This is a genomic window from Rhodobacter sp. P1_C2 (assembly GCF_056406375.1).
Map to the genome: position 1 here is coordinate 375,162 of NZ_JBFUAG010000007.1, position 16,782 is coordinate 391,943.

General features: G+C 64.9%; 15 protein-coding genes. 14 read left to right on the forward strand and 1 reads right to left on the reverse strand.

What is annotated here, in order from left to right; genetic code table 11:
* Positions 1 to 129: 129 nt before the first annotated feature.
* Entirely contained in the window at positions 130 to 1,671 is a 1,542-nt protein-coding gene (locus tag AC1DZT_RS14270) for a hypothetical protein (RefSeq protein WP_478007294.1), read from the reverse strand.
* 251 nt (positions 1,672 to 1,922) lie between these two features.
* On the opposite strand from AC1DZT_RS14270, the gene AC1DZT_RS14275 reads away from it, so the two are divergent.
* The 14 genes from AC1DZT_RS14275 to AC1DZT_RS14340 all read left to right on the forward strand — a co-directional run bounded on the left by AC1DZT_RS14275 (position 1,923) and on the right by AC1DZT_RS14340 (position 16,779).
* The gene (locus AC1DZT_RS14275) at positions 1,923 to 2,216 is read left to right on the forward strand and encodes a hypothetical protein (protein WP_478007295.1); all 294 of its coding nucleotides are present in this window, start codon (positions 1,923 to 1,925) and stop codon (positions 2,214 to 2,216) included.
* Complete coding sequence (locus tag AC1DZT_RS14280) at positions 2,216 to 2,581, forward strand: response regulator (protein ID WP_478007296.1); 366 nt, start codon at positions 2,216 to 2,218, stop codon at positions 2,579 to 2,581. The genes AC1DZT_RS14275 and AC1DZT_RS14280 overlap by 1 nt, the downstream gene beginning before the upstream one ends.
* A 3-nt stretch (positions 2,582 to 2,584) precedes the next feature.
* Positions 2,585 to 4,570 carry a chemotaxis protein CheA gene (locus tag AC1DZT_RS14285; RefSeq protein ID WP_478007297.1) on the forward strand — a complete coding sequence of 662 codons (1,986 nt, stop codon included), beginning with the start codon at positions 2,585 to 2,587 and terminating at the stop codon, positions 4,568 to 4,570.
* Between the two features lie 12 nt (positions 4,571 to 4,582).
* A complete protein-coding gene (locus tag AC1DZT_RS14290) occupies positions 4,583 to 5,089 on the forward strand; it encodes a chemotaxis protein CheW (protein WP_478007298.1) in 507 nt (168 codons plus the stop codon).
* Between the two features lie 29 nt (positions 5,090 to 5,118).
* On the forward strand, positions 5,119 to 7,329 hold the full coding sequence (locus AC1DZT_RS14295) for a HAMP domain-containing methyl-accepting chemotaxis protein (RefSeq protein WP_478007299.1): 2,211 nt from the start codon (positions 5,119 to 5,121) through the stop codon (positions 7,327 to 7,329).
* Positions 7,330 to 7,398: 69 nt separating this feature from the next.
* Complete coding sequence (locus AC1DZT_RS14300) at positions 7,399 to 7,944, forward strand: chemotaxis protein CheW (protein WP_478007300.1); 546 nt, start codon at positions 7,399 to 7,401, stop codon at positions 7,942 to 7,944.
* A 3-nt stretch (positions 7,945 to 7,947) separates the two neighbouring features.
* The gene (locus tag AC1DZT_RS14305; protein WP_478007301.1) at positions 7,948 to 8,862 is read left to right on the forward strand and encodes a CheR family methyltransferase; all 915 of its coding nucleotides are present in this window, start codon (positions 7,948 to 7,950) and stop codon (positions 8,860 to 8,862) included.
* The gene (locus AC1DZT_RS14310) at positions 8,852 to 9,952 is read left to right on the forward strand and encodes a protein-glutamate methylesterase/protein-glutamine glutaminase (protein ID WP_478007302.1); all 1,101 of its coding nucleotides are present in this window, start codon (positions 8,852 to 8,854) and stop codon (positions 9,950 to 9,952) included. The genes AC1DZT_RS14305 and AC1DZT_RS14310 overlap by 11 nt, the downstream gene beginning before the upstream one ends.
* A gap of 267 nt (positions 9,953 to 10,219) precedes the next feature.
* Positions 10,220 to 11,785, forward strand: coding sequence for a sugar ABC transporter ATP-binding protein (locus AC1DZT_RS14315; RefSeq protein WP_478007303.1), 1,566 nt, complete (start codon positions 10,220 to 10,222; stop codon positions 11,783 to 11,785).
* Positions 11,782 to 12,771 carry an ABC transporter permease gene (locus AC1DZT_RS14320; protein ID WP_478007304.1) on the forward strand — a complete coding sequence of 330 codons (990 nt, stop codon included), beginning with the start codon at positions 11,782 to 11,784 and terminating at the stop codon, positions 12,769 to 12,771. Before AC1DZT_RS14315 ends, AC1DZT_RS14320 begins: the two co-directional genes overlap by 4 nt.
* Complete coding sequence (locus tag AC1DZT_RS14325; protein WP_478007305.1) at positions 12,768 to 13,787, forward strand: ABC transporter permease; 1,020 nt, start codon at positions 12,768 to 12,770, stop codon at positions 13,785 to 13,787. Before AC1DZT_RS14320 ends, AC1DZT_RS14325 begins: the two co-directional genes overlap by 4 nt.
* A 44-nt stretch (positions 13,788 to 13,831) precedes the next feature.
* On the forward strand, positions 13,832 to 15,049 hold the full coding sequence (locus AC1DZT_RS14330; RefSeq protein WP_478007306.1) for a sugar ABC transporter substrate-binding protein: 1,218 nt from the start codon (positions 13,832 to 13,834) through the stop codon (positions 15,047 to 15,049).
* A gap of 129 nt (positions 15,050 to 15,178) precedes the next feature.
* The gene (locus tag AC1DZT_RS14335) at positions 15,179 to 16,225 is read left to right on the forward strand and encodes a LacI family DNA-binding transcriptional regulator (protein ID WP_478007307.1); all 1,047 of its coding nucleotides are present in this window, start codon (positions 15,179 to 15,181) and stop codon (positions 16,223 to 16,225) included.
* Positions 16,222 to 16,779 (forward strand): hypothetical protein, encoded by a 558-nt coding sequence (locus AC1DZT_RS14340; protein ID WP_478007308.1) that lies wholly within the window; start codon positions 16,222 to 16,224, stop codon positions 16,777 to 16,779. The genes AC1DZT_RS14335 and AC1DZT_RS14340 overlap by 4 nt, the downstream gene beginning before the upstream one ends.
* Positions 16,780 to 16,782: the final 3 nt, after the last annotated feature.

Consider the following 16,782-nt stretch of genomic DNA (forward strand, 5'->3'; position numbering starts at 1 on the left):
GCAGGGAGATTGCGACAGGATCACCGAAATTATGAAAAATGAAAAGCCATTTTCATTTTTCTGCGGCAGGTTTTCACCATTTCACACTTCGCGCCGCAGGCCTGAGAGGGCTTGGCTGGGCAGACCCGTTCAGAAGAAGATATCGTCCAGTTCCGGCTGCTTGACTGGCTCCGGCACGGAAATCTCGCGCCCGATGAGGCGGTCATGGGTGTCACGCTCGGCCTGAATCGTATAGGTATCATAGACTTGCGCCATATCCGGCCAGACCTTGGGCACCGCAACCCCGCTGGCGAGCCTTGCGCTGAAGGCCGCCATCGCCTGCACGATCCCCTGCAGGGATTGCGCGGTGCGCTGACACTCCTCCAGCATGATCTGCGAGCGGTCGATCAAGGCGGAGACCTCGGCCAGGGTCAAGGAAAGCCGGGCCGCAAGATCCTCCGAGGCGCGCAGACCGTTTTGACAGGCCTCGAAAGCGGACGAGAACCGCGCGACGCAGTCGACCAGCCGATCCAGCATGTCGGCGCTCTGCAGGTTCGCCACCTTTTCCAGCCCGGCCGAGGACTTGGACAGAACATCGCGGCAAGTGCTCGCCCCCTCGGTCACGGCGCCGGAGAGGAAGGCCATCGCCGCACGGGCGCGATCCTCGCGCGAGGCACGGATCCGGGCATTGATCGCCGCAAGATCCATCACGCCGCTCATCTCGACCAGCCTGGCAAAGCTTTCGTTGCAGAGGCCGATTTCCCCGAGCACGAGGCGCGACGAGGCGACCGATTTGGCGATGACCGGCAGCGCCTCATCGCGCGAGATCATGACGGATTGGAAAATCCCCTGCAATTCAGTGTTGACCGCAGCCGAAAGTTTGACCTGCGCGGCAAAATCGGCGGTGAAGTTTTCCACGGTCCCCGATTGGGTCCGCAAGGCCGCTTCGATATCGCGAACCGTTTCGCGCCCATCCTCGGCCAGGTCAGAAAGTTGCCGCGCGGCGAGCAAGAGAACCGCGGACCCGAATTCCTCTTCGCGGCCCAGCATTTGCGCCACATGGTCGAGGCGTTGTGCAAAGAAATCCGAATACTGGAAGCCGCGCACCAATACTTTGGTCTGCGCCTGACTCTGGCTCAGGAAGGCGGTGCCGATGCTCCCCATTTCCTCGCGCGACCGCGCCGCCTGCAGCAGGATCTTCGCCGTCGAATCCGATTGGCCATGCATCTGGTCGCGCGCCGTTCCCAGCGCATTCAGCCCGATCTTGGCGGTCTGAACCGCATCCAGAACGACGACATCGACCTTGGCGAGCCGGGCCAGAAGCGTGTCCACGGCCGCACGGATCTGAACCGGAACCGCCCGCAACTCCTCGATAAAACCATCCATCGACGTGGTGTTGGAGGTTGCGTTGACCGCCGTCAGCGTGGCCACGACGCGGAACCGGATGCCAATCTTGTATATATCCTCCAGATCTGCGCGCACCCGCCCGAAATTCTCGCGCAGGGCGGTTGATTCGGCGCGTCCGAGCCAGGTTTCCAGGTAGTGACACAGCTCGTCGATCACCTGGCTCAGGGTGCCCAGATGGCCAGAGGCGCCCTCGGCATCGTTCAGATCCAGAAGCGTGCGGCAAAGCTGGGCAACCTGATCATTCGCGGCGCAAAGCGTTGAAATCCTGTCCGAAAATTCGGACATGGCCTCGACACCTTCCGCCTGCATCCGGATGGATTCTGACTGCCAGGACAATTTGCACCCCGCTGGTTCGTCGTGTTGGCGCCCTTGAGGCCGGGCCACGTGGAACCGCGAATATGTCGGATCTCCTTGAAGATAAACTTAATTAAGCCAGTCAAATTCTACCGACTAATTCCAAGGCATTAACGGGTTTGGAAAGGAGTTTGCCTACCCTCGCCATCGACGTGTCATGGGTTTGCGAACGGGGGCCGCGATTGGAAACTGATAAAATCCTCTTCATCCAGTCCGAATTGGATCTTCAGAACGCGGGCGAGGCCTGCACGGGTTTCGCCGCACAGATCGCCCGCAAGACCCCGCTTCTGATCGAATTCGATGAACCCAATGCGAATGTCTTCGCGTTGCAGGTCGCGATTGCCTGCAAGCTCAGCCTGCAAAGCCAGGATGGCTTTCTCGGCTTCGGCCCGATCGCAGAGCGCGAACTGGGCCAGCTTCTGAAAGACACGTCCACCTATCCGAGCGAGACCTTCCAAGGCAGGGAACCCCAGTGATGGCCAAGACAATTCTGACGATTGATGACAGCAAGGCCATTCGCGACATGGTGGGCCTTACCCTGCGCGGGGCGGGCTATCGCGTCATCGAAGCCGCCAATGGGGCCGAGGGCATTGCGCAGTTGCGCGCCGATACCGTGTCTCTGGTGATCGTCGATCTGAACATGCCGGTGATGAACGGGCTCGACTTCATCCGCAACGCCCGGCGCGACCCGAAGGGCGGCGGCGTGCCGATCGTCATGCTGACCACCGAAACCAAGGCCGACCTCAAGGCCGAGGGCAAATCCGCAGGGGCCACCGGCTGGCTGAACAAACCCTTCGACGCCGACATGCTTCTGGCGGTCACCCGGAAACTGGTGGGCTGAGCGATGGTGAACCTCAACCCCGCCGTCGAAGCCTATGTTCTTGAATCGCAAGATATCCTTGAGGGTCTGGAAAGCGCCCTCCTCGATCTGGAACAGCACCCTGACCCCGAGATGATCGACGCCGTCTTTCGCGGCCTGCACACGCTGAAGGGCGGCGGGGCGATGTTTGGCTTCCGCCTCATGTCGGGGTTCATCCATCACTTCGAGGATGCCTTTGACCGGATCAGAGCCGGAGACCTGGCCGTCGACAAGGCGATCATCAACGTGGTCCTGCGCGCGCGCGACCAGATGATGGCGATGCTGGATTGCGGTGGAGACACGCCCGAGGCGGAGGCTTTGGTGAAATCCGCCCCGATTGCGGCGCTTCTGTCCGAACTCGAGGCCTGCCTTGACGCCGGGCGACCCGCGATACCGGTCGCGGAGAACCAGCGCCGCTGGCAGATCACCTTCCGTCCGGCACCCAATGCGCTGCACAACGGGATGCGGCCCGAAAGGTTGATCGAAGAGCTGCTGGCCCTCGGTAGCGGACGGGCGCAGATCGATGCCAGCGACGTGCCCGGCCTCGATGCCTTTGATCCGTCGATCTCCTATCTGACCTGGCAGGTCGAGCTGACGACAAGCCAGCCGCGCACCGCGCTGGAGGCCGTCTTCATCTTTGCCGATGATGCCGAACTGGACATCAGCGAAATCGACGCCGCCCCCGTCCCTGCGGTTCAGCCGGAACTGGCAACGCCCGTGGAAGGCACGAAGACGGTAGCCACAAAGCCCGCCGCCGCAAAACCGCCGGAGCCGCCGACCGGGCACAAGGCCGAGGCCGCCAGCGACAGCGTGCGCGTCTCCTCCGGGAAACTCGACGAGATCCTGGATCAGCTGGGCGAACTGGTGATCGCACAGGCGCGGTTGCGCCAGATTTCGGATGGCATCGACGCCCCCGCGCTGGAAGGGCTGGTCGAAGAGGTCGAACGCCTCGTCACCGGCCTGCGCGATGCGACGCTTTCGGTGCGGATGCTGCCGATCGAGATGGTCTTCGGCAAGTTCCGCCGTGTCGTCCGGGATCTGTCGACCGAGCTTGGCAAAGAGGTCGTGCTGGAAACCCTCGGCGGCGATACCGAGATCGACAAGAACGTGCTGGACCGTCTCAGCGAACCCCTGGTCCACATGATCCGCAATTCGATGGATCACGGGATAGAGGCAGCCGGGGCGCGCGCCGCCTCCGGCAAGCCGGCCCAGGGTCGGCTGCGCCTATCGGCCCGGCAGGAAGCCGGCGAAATCCTAATCTCGATCGAGGATGACGGCAAGGGACTCGACGCGGCGGCGATCCGTCAGAAGGCCGTCGAACGCGGGCTGATCGGTGCCGAACAGGATCTGACCACGGGCGAGCTGCACAAGCTGATCTTTGCGCCGGGGTTTTCGACGGCGGCGACGGTATCCTCCGTCTCGGGGCGCGGGGTCGGGATGGATGCGGTGCTGACCACGGTCACGGCGCTGCGCGGCTCGGTCGATGTGCAATCCTGGCCGGGACAGGGCACGCGGGTCACCCTGCGCCTGCCGCTGACCCTTGCCATCATCGACGGGCTTCTGGTCCGTCTGGGCACGTCGCGCTATGTCATCCCGCTCGCCTCGGTCGAGGAATGCGTCGAATTCGACGCGCTGGAACGCAGCCGGGACAGCGGCCGCACCATGCTGCAGATCCGCGAAAGGCTGGTGCCTTTCATCGACCTGATCGACGCTTTCGGCGCCCCGCCCAGCAATGAGACCCGACGCCGGGTCGTGATCGTCAAGGCGGAGGGGGCCCGGCTTGGCCTCGTCGTCGATGATATTCTTGGCCAGAATCAGACCGTTATCAAATCGCTCGGCCCCTATCACGACCGGGTCGAAGGCTTTGCCGGGGCCACGATCCTCGGCGATGGCTCCGTGGCCCTGATCACCGATGTCAGCCGATTGTCCCGCTTGGCGACGGCGAAGGACCAGACCCGTCATGCCGCTTAGGGAGGGCGCGCTTTGAATCTTGAGACCACATCCCAGGGGCCGGTGACCTCCGCCCTGGCCGAGGGCGCCGAAATGGCCCTGATCATGCGCCTGTCGGGGGAAGCCTTCGGCCTACCCGTCAGAATCGTGAACGAGATCATCGACCCGATCCATATCACCCGCGTGCCCAACGCCCCCGCCTTCGCGCCCGGGCTGATCAATGTGCGCGGCGCCGTCGTGCCGGTCCTCGACCTGCGCCACCGGCTGCGGATGCAGCCCTCCGAACCGCAATCCACCGCCCGCATCGTGGTGATCGAGACCACGCTCGATGGCGAACCCTTGCGGCTCGCGATCATGGCCGACGCGGTGGAAGAGGTGGTGGACGTCGATCTCGGCAAGCTGGAGGCGGTGCCCGACCTCGGCGCCCCCTGGCCCGACATCTATGTGCTGGGCGTCCTGCGCTATCCCAAGGGCCTCGTCGTTGTGTTGAACGGTGACACCCTGTTCCGCCCCGAGCCCGCGCCTACCGGCATGAACTGACCTCAACGATCTTTCGCAAGGACCGCACCATGCGCCTTACCATCAAGACCAAACTCGCTGCCACTTTCGTCGCCATTCTGGGTCTTCTGTCCGGGCTGGCCTATATTTCGGTCACGGCACTGGCCACGGAAAATGCCCAGATGCAAAGCATCGTCGACCAATCCGCCGAAAGCGTGCGGATTGCGGGCGAACTTCAGCTTTCGCTGGTGTCGATCGAGAGCATGACGAAAAGCCATATCAACTCCCTCTCGGACGATGAGATGACCTCGATCGAGGCGGCCATCAAGGGTGCCGAGGATGACCTGGACAAGGACATCGTCGATCTGCGCAACGTCGCCGATGACAAGACGGATCAGGCGCTGGCACAGATGGCGCCGCTGACCACCAAGGTGCGCGATATCCTGACGCAGATCATCGCCATTTCGCGGTCCAACACCGATCAGAAGGCCGCGGATCTGTCGACCGGCGATGGCCGGCGCATCCGGATCGAGATGGAGAAGCTGGTCGATCAGGTGCGTGCCGATGCCGTGGCCTCGGGCTTGGTGCCGATGATCGATTTCGAAGACGCGATGGACCAGTTCGAAAGGTCGGAATACAAGGCGCTGATCAGCGAAAAGAATGCGATCATCACGCGCAATCAGGACGAGATCGCCAAGGAGATCGCCAATGCCACCGCCAATCTGAAGTCGGCGGACGAGGCCTTGAGCAAGCTCAAGGGCCTGACCGGGCTGGGCACGAACACCAATGTCGACGCGCTGATGGCCAGTTTCAAGCAATGGTCTGACGTGATGAAACAGGTGCTGGACCTGTCCATGCAGATGTCCAGCGTCAAGGCCTCGGACATGCTCAACGGCGATTTTGCGGCAGAGCAGGCCAAGCTCATGGATCTGTCCGGCAAGATCGTCAGCATGGCCCGTGAGACGATGGCGCAGAACGTGGCCAACACCCAGGCCGATTACAACGCCAAGCGCAGCCTGTTGCTGGCCATGGCGGGACTTGCCCTCATCGGCGGTTCCATCGCTGCGATCTGGCTTTCCGTCACGATCAGCCGCGGGCTTGGCCGCGCGGTCTCGGTCGCCCGCAAGGTCGCGATCGGCGATCTGTGGTCGGACACGACCACCAGCGCCAAGGACGAGGTCGGCGATCTGCTGGCAGCCATGGGCGAAATGAGCCTGTCGCTGCGCGAAATGACCACGGTGGCCGAACGGATCAGCAAGGGCGATCTGACGGTCACCACCGAACGGCGCTCGCAGGATGACTCGCTGGGCATTGCCTTCGAGGTGATGGTTTCGAAACTGCGCGCCGTCGTCTCTGACATGAACGCCGCCTCCAATGCGGTGGCCAACGGGGCCCATGCGATGAATGCGACGGCGGATCAGCTGTCCTCTGGGGCGACCGAACAGGCGGCGGCGGCGGAACAGGCCTCCAGCGCGATGGAGGAAATGACGGCGAATATCCGGCAGAGCGCCGACAATGCCGCCCAGACCGAAAAGATCGCGACGCAGTCGGCGCAGCAGGCCATCGACAGCGGCAAGGCGGTGGATGAGGCGATGGCCGCGATGAAGACCATCGCCGACAAGATCACCATCATTCAGGAAATCGCCCGCCAGACCGACCTTCTGGCCCTGAACGCGGCGGTCGAAGCGGCCCGCGCCGGGCAGCATGGCAAGGGCTTCGCCGTCGTCGCCTCGGAAGTGCGCAAACTGGCCGAGCGCAGTCAGCAGGCCGCGGGCGAGATCAACGCCCTGTCCGGCAAGACGGTCGAGGTCAGCCAGAAAGCTGGCGAGATGTTGCAGGTTCTGGTGCCGAACATCCGCCGCACCGCCGATCTGGTGCAGGAAATCTCGACCGCGATGCGCGAACAGAACACCGGGGCCGATCAGATCAACCAGGCGATCCGCCAGCTCGATTCGGTCATTCAAAGCAACGCCTCCGCCGCGACCGAGGCCGCCTCGGTTTCCGAGGAACTCGCCTCGCAGTCCGAGTCGCTGCATGGGGTCATCGGCTTCTTCGATCTTGGCACCGAGGCGGACCGCACGGCGCATCATCCGCTTGGCAAATCCGCCAAGCGCCCGGTGGCTTCGGCCAAGCAAGGCCGCTCCGGCGCGACCGTGACGCCCTTGAAGCCGAAGGCCGCGGAAATGCCGGTCGCCTCCACCGCGCGGCGGACCGGGACCAACGGGATACTGGTGGATCTGGGGCCGGACCAGGTCTCCGATCAGGATTTCGAGCGTTACTGAAAACGGCATCCCCAGCGGGGGGCCGATCCCGGCACCCCACTCTGTCCCCGAAAACCTTGAGGTGTCTTGATGGCCCTGGCCAAAGCAACCACCGCGACGCCCCCTGCCGCTTTCATGGGTTTTGATGAACCAGGTGAGGTGGAGGTGGCACAGGCCAATCAGGCCGCGACCTATGTCACCTTCGACATGGGGGCGCAGACCCTGGCAACCGATGTCCGCGATGTCCGCGAGATCCTGGACATGCAACCGGTCTCCCCCCTGCCCAATGCCGGGATGGAGCTTCTGGGCATGATCGACGTGCGCGGCCAGGGGCTGGCCGTCCTCGACCTGCAAAGCAAGCTGGGCCTCGGGTCCGACCCGAATTCGCCCGACCGGCGCATCATCGTGCTGGAAATCGGCGGTGCGACCAAATCCGCCATCGGGATCATTGCGGACCGGGTGCGTACGGTGACCGAGATTCCCCCGCAACGGATCGAGGCGGCGCCGACCGCGCTTGGCACCTGGAATTCCTCTGTCCTGGAAGGGGTTGCGCGGCTGGAGGGTCGCCTCGTCTTCGTTTTGTCCTTCAGCAAGCTTTTGGCGGACGACCTGCGAGGCCCCTTTGATTTCGAGTGACCCATGCGCAATTCAGCAAATCGAGCCATCGTAGACCTGCTGGTTGGCACCAGCGATCCGACCGAAGCCATAGCGCCGCGCGATGCTGCCCTGATCGTCGAAACGGTCAAGCGCCTGTCCGGCATCAATGTCGATTCCGGCAATCTTGGCTTTCTGTCCCTGCGGGTGAACCGCCGCCTGCGCGAACTCGGCATGGCCGGGGTCGGCGACTACATCCGGCGGCTGCAAAGCGATGATGGCGGCCGCGAAGCCCAGCATCTGGTCGAGGCGCTGGCCACCCATACGACGGATTTCTTCCGGGAAAGCGGGCATTACGAATTTCTGCGCACGGTTGGCCTGCCCGAACTGGTCAGGCTCGGTGCCGGCAAGGAATGGCCCCTGTTCGTCTGGTCGGCCGCCTGTTCGATCGGCTCCGAGCTTTGGACCGCGGGCATCGTCCTCGACAAGTACAGCCAGGCCATGCCGGGCGGGTTGCGCTGGGGCCTGCACGGCACCGACATCTCGCGCCGGGTTCTGGTGCGGGCGGCAAACGCGGTCTTTGCCAGAAGCGAACTTTCCGGCCTGAGCGAGGAGCTGCGGCGCAGCTATCTCTTGCGCTCCAAACCCGGGGCGGCAATCGGCGCGCTTGAACCGGTGTTCCGCATCGCGCCCGATCTGCGGCGCAGGGCCCAGTTCGAATGGGCCAACCTCGTGGACCTGTCACCGCAATTCAAGGTGACGGCCGATGTGGTGTTCTTGCGCAACGTCCTGATCTACTTCGAAAACAGGGACAAGATCGCCGCGATCGGCAATGTGCTCAGCCGCCTGCGTCCCGGCGGCTACCTGATCACCGGCCATGCCGAGGCGATCTCGCCCCTGCCGGCCGATCTGACCCAAGTTGCCCCCTCCGTTTACCGAAAGTCCAGCCATGCTGCATGAACCCGGCTTAGCGCCGCGCAAGAAAACCCGGGTGCTGATCGTGGATGACAGTGCCGTCGTCCGCCAGAGCCTGACCGAGATCATCAACTCCGACCCGGCGATGGAGGTGATGGCCGCCGCGATGGACCCCTTTGTTGCCGCGGAAAAGATGCGCCAGGAGCGGCCCGATGTCATCGTGCTGGATGTGGAAATGCCGCGGATGGATGGGCTGACCTTCCTGCGCAAGCTGATGGCGCAGCACCCGATCCCGGTGGTGATCTGCTCTTCCCTCGTCGCCGACAAATCGGCCACCTATATGGAGGCGATGGCGGCGGGCGCGGTGGATGTGATCTGCAAGCCGCAGATGGCGGTGAAATCCTTTCTCGACGACAGCCATCGCACCATCATCGAGACCATCAGGGCGGCCAGCAAGGCCCGCGTCTTCCTGCAGCGCCACACCGCCGTCGAGGCCAAGCACAGTGCCGATGTCATTCTGGCGGCGCCCGGCAATTCGGGCGCCATGACCCAGACCACCGAGAAGATCGTGGCGGTCGGCGCCTCCACCGGCGGTACCGAAGCCTTGCGGATCTTTCTGGAGGCGATGCCGCCCGACTCCCCCGCCATCGTGATCGTCCAGCATATGCCCGGTGCCTTCACCCGCGCCTTTGCCGACCGGCTGAACACCACCTGCGCCATCAGCGTTTCCGAGGCGAAGCATGGCGACCGCCTTCTGCGCGGCCATGCCCTGGTGGCGCCGGGCAACCACCATCTTCTGGTGCAGCGCAGCGGCGCCAATTACATGGTCGACATCAAGGACGGCCCGCCCGTCTCGCGCCACCGGCCATCGGTCGATGTGCTGTTCCGCTCGGTCGCGCGGGTGGCGGGGCGAAATGCGATCGGTGTCATCATGACCGGGATGGGCGACGACGGCGCCCGCGGTCTGAAGGAAATGCGCAACGCCAATGCCCGCACCTTCGGCCAGAACGAGGAAAGCTGCGTCGTCTATGGCATGCCCAAAGAGGCGAAGGCCGCCGGCGCGGTGGAGGAGGAACTGCCGCTGGAACGTCTGGCAGGCGCCGTGATGCGAGTCAGCAAGACCGACCACCGCTGAAACCCGCAAAGGAGCAGGCAAGGACGCTGCCCCATCCCGCGGGCCGGGCAGGGTTTGGCGGGGCCTTGGGCCGCCGCCTCACCGCCACGGGCATTCAACGGACGCACAGGCGTCTGGAATCATTACATTAAATTCCAACCCGCGCCCTTCCCTCTGACACCCTCCAATAAAATTCTTGACGTAGGGGATTCGTCATGCACAAATGAGAACGTTCTCAGGGAACGTTCTCACACCGAACGCGGCTTGAGGAAGTGGGGGGAGACCACGATGAAAGAGGCCAGACTGGGCGCGGCGCAGGCCGTTCCCGAAGGGCGCCGTATTGCGCTTTGCGCGAACGGACTGCGCAAGACCTATGGCGCCACCGTCGCGCTGGAGAGGGCGGATATCGCCCTTGCCGCCGGGCAGGTTCATGCCCTTTTGGGCGAGAATGGCGCCGGAAAATCCACCCTCGTGCGGGTTCTGACCGGGGCCGCGCAGCCCGATGCCGGCACGATGGAGCTTGGCGGCGCAAGCTATCTGCCACGCTCGCTCACCGAAGCGCGGGCGCTTGGCGTCGCCACCGCCTTTCAGGAGTTGAGCCTGGTCCCCAACCTGTCGGTGGCGCAGAACCTCTTGCTGCCCAGCCTGCCGCGTGGCCCGATCGGTCTGGTCTCGACCCGGCGGGTGATGGAGGTGGCCAGTGACATCCTCGCCCGCCACGACCTCGGGCGGATCGATCCGGCGGCCCAGATCAGCGCCCTGCCCCTCGCCGAACGCCAGCGCATCGAGATCGTCCGCGCCATCGAAAAGGGCGGCCGGGTTCTGATCCTCGATGAGCCGACCGCTGCCCTGGCGGAGACCGACTGGCTGTTCGAGCGGATCAGGCGGGCCACGGCCGAGGGCGTCGCGGTGCTTTACATCTCCCACCGGCTGGCCGAGGTGCGCCAGATCTGCGCCGAGGCCACCGTGCTGCGCAACGGCAGTTCGATCGCCTCTGTCAGCCTCGCCGCGGCCTCGGATGACGATATTTTCGAGATGATGGTGGGCCGCAGGGTCGATCATTCCGCCCGCAAGAACCCGTCCTCGGCGCGGGTTGCCGGTGCGGCGCGGCTGTCGGTTCAGGGTCTGGGCGGGCAAGGGCTGCGCGAGGTGTCGTTCGATCTGCGCCCCGGCGAGCTTCTCGGCCTCGCCGCTCTGGAGGGCCAGGGCCAGCGCGGGCTGTTCCGCATTCTTTCCGGTCTTGCCGCCCCCGAACGGGGGAGCCTCGCCATCGACGGCCAGCCGGCCCGGATCACCAGCCCGCGCCAGGCGTTGAAGGCGGGCAGCGGCATCGCCTATCTGCCGGAGGAACGCAAGACCGAGGGCATTCTCGCGGGCCTTTCGGCGGCGACCAATGTGGTCCTGCCGATCCTGCCCAAGGCCGGAGTGGCCACGCTGATCGGCCCGCAGGCCGAGTTGCGCGCCGCCCTGCCCGCCGCCCGCGCCGTCGAGATGAACCCGCGCTACCTGGGCTTTGCCATCGGCGATCTGTCCGGCGGCAACCAGCAGAAGGCCTTGGTCGCCCGCACCCTCGCCACCGGGGCGCGCACGCTTTTGCTGTTTGACCCGACGCGCGGGGTCGATGTCGGCACCAAGCAATCCATCTACGCCGCGATGCGCGCCTTCGTGGCGACGGGGGGATCGGTGCTGTTCTACTCCTCGGAACTGCCCGAGGTCGTGCAACTGGCCGACCGCTGCCTTGCGCTTTACGACGGGCGGATCTGCCAGGAATTCGCCGGCGCCGCGATTTCCGAACAGGCGCTGGTCACCGCGATCCACGGCCGCAGCACGCCGGTCGGGGGGCCTATCCAATGAGCCTTGTCCAGACGGAAAACAGCATAGCGCCGGCCTGGCAGGGGCTTTTGATCCGGCTCACCAAGGGGGCGGGGCTGATCCTTGCGATCTATCTGATCCTCTATGCGCTTTACGCCTATCAGCAGCCGAGGGCGCTGACGACGGCCTCCTTTGCCTCGCTGATGAACAACACGGCGCCCCTGGCGCTGGCGGCCGCCGGGCAGGCGCTGGTGGTGATCAGCCGCGGGTTCGATCTGTCGGTGGCGGGGGTCATCTCGATCTGCAATGTCACGATGGCGGTCTATCCACTCGACGGTCCCGCCGGTGCCGTGCTTTCGCTGCTGATGTGCATCGCCATCGGGCTGGCGGTGGGGGCGGTCAACGGCCTTCTGGTCGCCGTGCTGAGGCTGCAATCCATCGCGGCGACGCTGGCCACCATGATCATCTGCCAGGGCATCGCCCTGGTGATCCTGAAGGCGCCGGGTGGAGCCGTGGCGAACTGGACCGCCGATCAGATGACCGACCGGCTGTGGAAGACGCTGCCCGTCTCTGGCCTCGTGGTGGCGGCGGTGGTGGGGATCTGGCTCTTGATCCGCCGCACCAACTTTGGCCTGGCACTTTATGCGATCGGCGCGGATGAGGCTTCGGCCCGGCTTTCGGGGATCGACACGCTGCGGGTGCGCTTTCTCACCCATATGCTGGCGGGCGCGCTTTACGGCATCGCGGGTTTCATGCTCAGCGCGCAGACCGCCACGGGCAACCCCAATGCCGGGACGCCGCTGCTGATGCTGTCCTTTGCCGCGGTGGCGCTTGGCGGCACCTCTCTTTCCGGCGGGCGGGGCGGGATCTTCGCCTCGGTCATGGGGGCGGCGCTGTTGATGCTGCTGCAGAAGGTTCTGTTCTCCTCCGGTGTCTCATCCTTCTACACCGGCATGTTTCAAGGCGTGGCGCTGATCCTCGCCGTGGTCTTCAGCGGCGTATTGACCCGGATCGGAGACAGAAAATGACCGAGCAGATCGGCCAGACCAAGGGGCAATTCGCCCAAGCCGGCGACAAGCGGGCCAGCGCCCGGATCAGCCGCGAGACGATCAGCGCGGTGACCGTGGCGGTGCTTTGCGTGCTTTTGCTGCTGAGCGCGCGGTTCGTCAGTCCGGCGCTCGGCTCTTGGTCGCAGGTGGAAACCGTGCTGGTGCTGGGCTTCTTTCTGGTGGTCCTGTCCTATGGTCAGGGTCTGGTGATCCTGTCGGGCGGGCTCGATCTGTCCTTGCCCGCCGTCATCACGCTGGGCGGCATCCTCGCCACCAGCTGGGTGGGCGCCAGCGACCCGGGGGCCTGGTATCTGCTGCCGGTGGTGCTGGTGATCTGCGGGCTGGTCGGGCTGGTGTCGGGCTGCGGCGTGGTGTTCCTTAGGGTGCCGCCCTTCATCATGACCATGGCCATGTCGATCATCGTGGCCTCGGCGCTTCTGGGCTATACCAGCGGAACGCCGCGCGGGGCGGCGCCCTTTGCCGCCGTGGCCCTGATGAAGGCGCGCCTCTTCGGCCTGCCGATGCCGGTGGTGGTTCTGGTGGGCTTCGTGGGGCTGGGCTGGCTGGTGCAAAGCCGCTCGATCTTTGGCCGCTACCTCTATGCCATCGGCACCAATCTGGAGGCCGCCCGCATCGCCGGTGTGCCGGTCACCGCCATGCAGATCCTGCCCTATGTGCTTTCTTCCATGTGCGCCGGTTTCGTCGGCATCGCGCTGGTCGGCTATTCCAACGGCGCCACGCTGCGGATGGGGGATGACTACCTGCTGCCCTCGATCGCGGCGGTGGTGATCGGCGGATCGTCCATCCTGGGCGGCAGCGGCACCTATCTGGGCACCGTCGGCGGGGCAATCCTGCTCACCACGCTGGGCACGATCATCTCGGCGCTCGGTCTCGAATTCGGCCTTCGGACGGTGATCGAAGGCTCGATCGTGCTTTTTGCGCTGCTTTTGCTGCGCGAGGAGCTGTTTCAGAAACTGCGGACGATCTGGCGCTGAGACAAGGCGCGCCGCAGCCAACCCCAACGGAGGAGGAGACGACAATGCACTTCAACTGGCTGAAGAATTCGGTCGCCACGGCTGCCCTGGCCGCGTCTGGCCTGATCTGGGCGGCAGAGGCCCAGGCCAAGGATGGCGACAAGTTCAAGATCTATCTGAGCCTCAGCTATTCGGGCAATGCCTGGCAGTCCGAGGCGGCCAATATCGTCAAGGCGCTGGCCGCCACCGCCCCCTATGACAAGGAGGTCGAGCTGATCGAGAATATCTCGGGCACCGATCCCCAGGGGCAGATTTCGGCCTATGAAAGCATGATAGACGCCGGGGCCGATGCGATCATCAGCTTCCCGATCTCCTCCACCGCGCTGAACCGCACCATCAAGCAGGGCTGCGAGGCGGGCGTCCTGTTCTTCATGTACGACGCCACCGTGACCGAAAGCTGCGCCTATAACGTCAGCTACCTGTCCTCGGGCTTTGGCGAGAACACCGCCCAGGCGCTGGTCAATGAACTCGGCGGCAAGGGCAAGATCTTCCTGTCGCGCGGCGTGCCCGGCAATTCGGTCGACCAGCGGCACACCGATGGCGCGATGAGCATCTTCAAGCAATATCCCGGCATCGAGGTCGTCGCCGAATATTATTCTTACTGGGATGACCGCACCACGCAGCAGGAAACCGCCAAGGCCCTTGCCGCACATCCCGATGTGCAGGGCATCTGGGCGCAGGCTGGCGAATACGGGGCGATCCAGGCGCTTCTCGACGCGGGCCACCCGCTGGTGCCGATGACGGGCGAAAATTCCGCCGGCTTCCGCCTGGCGCTGGCCGATCCGGACATGCAGGCCAAGGGTCTGAAGGGCGTCTCGGCCGGCTCGCCGCCCGCCCAGGCCGGCTATGCCTTCAAACTGGCGATGGAGGTCCTGACCAAGAAGCGCGATCTGCCGCCGCACAACATCGAATATCCGCTGCCCTGGGTTCCGGCCGACAAGGTCAAGGTCTGCACCGGCGACAGCTATACCGATGGCTGCAACGTCTTCCCGCCGTCCAAGGTGCCGTCCTCCTTTGTCAGCGAGGTCTTGAACCCGGTGCTGCTGCCCGAGGTCAATGTCGAATCCGCGCTGAACGGCACGCCGGTCGCCGGGGCGACGATCCAGCCCCTGCCCGCCGAGGTGACCGAGGCCAGCAACCAGCCCGGCATCAACTGCGATCCCTGCGAGGCCTCGCCCGACATCTACAAGCTGACCAAGGTCGAGGCGACGGTGAAGCCGTAAGCCCAAGCTGCGGCCCGGGCGATGCTCCCTCGGCCGGGCCGCGGCCCCTCGTTCCGATTGCCTAAAGACAGATCATGCGCATTATCGCGGCTTCCGACCCGTTCGGCCCGATGCAGCAGGAGAGACCCGATGGACCCGCAAAAACCCAATCCCAGAGCCCGCGTCACGGTCAAGGACCTTGCCCGCGATCTGGGCATGTCGGTGTCCACCGTCTCGCGCGCCTTCTATCCCGATGCGGTGATCGCCCCCGAAACCCGCAAGACTGTCTTGGAACATGCGGCAAGGATCGGCTACCGCCCCAATCCCTTTGCGCAAAGCCTGATCACCAAGAAGACCCAGATCGCCGGCATGGTCGTCTCGGACCTGACCAACCCCTTCTACCCCGAGGTCATGACCCGTCTGACCAGCCTTCTGCAGCAGGCCGGCATCAACCTGATGCTCGCCGCCGCCGAGCAGCCCGAGAAGATCGACGAGGCGGTCGAGCTTTTGCTGACCTACCAGCCCGACCTGATGATCGTCCTGGCCACCAACCTCGATTCCCACGCCCGCGAGAAATGCGAGGCCGCCGGCGCGCCGGTGATCTTCTTCAACCGGCTTTCGGCGGATGGACTGGGCTTTGGCGTCTCTTGCGACAATGTCGAAGGCGGGCGGCGCGCCGCGGCGCATCTGATCGACCTCGGCCATCGCGAATTGGCCTATGTCTCGGCCTTTCCCGGCGCTTCGACCAATGTCGAACGCCAGCGCGGCTTCTGCGAGGGGGCGGTGGCGCGCGGTCTGGCCCCGCCGCAGGTGATCGAGGCGGGGATGTTCTCCTACGAGGCCGGCTATACCGCGGGCCTTGGCCTGAACGCCCTGCCACGCCGCCCCGATGGCGTGCTTTGCGCCAACGACATCGTGGCGATCGGCTTCATCGAGGCCCTGCAGGAAGGCCTCGGGATCAGCGTGCCCGGCGATGTCTCGGTCATCGGTTACGACAATATCGCGATGGCGGGCTGGCCCTCGCACCGGCTGACCACGGTCGCCCAACCCTTGGAGGAGATGATGGCCGCCACCGTGATCCTGGCCCGCGAACTCGCCGCCGAACGCCAGATCCCGCAGCGCATCCAGCGGATTGCCCCCGGCCCGCTGGTCGAACGCAGCACCGTCCGCGACCGCCGGCAAGGAGCGTCCAGATGACCGGCACCGACCTCTTCACCCGCCTTGCCGCCAGCCACAAGCCGGACTGCATCCTCTCCCTCGACGGCGCCCTGCCCGAAGCGGCGCCCGACCCCGAGGAACTGGCCCGCACCCTCGGCAGCGATGCGGTGGTGGCCTATGCCCGCGCCTGCAAACCGATCTACGAAGACCTGCGCCGCGTCATCGGCCAGCTGTCGGGCCTGCTGATCCTGGCCCGTCTGACCACCCGGACCGAGGTTGCCGACCTGCCCGAACTCGCCCAGTGCCGCGCCCGCTGGCAGGATGCGGCGGAACGGCTGGCGGCGCTTGCGGCCCCCTCCGGCCTGCAGGGCCACAAGGCGCAACTCGACCAGGCGCTGGCTTTTTCCGGCCTTGTGCTGAGAACGTTCCCGGCCCTGCGCCCAAGCGCTGACCCCGGACCACAGCTCGACCGGATGACGCTGCAGATCAAGCGCGCCTACGCCCATCTGGAGGCCGCGACCGCACCCAAGGCCGGGCTGCAGATGGTTGATTTCACACATGCCTGCTGCGCCTGCACGCAGGCCAAAAGCTGATCA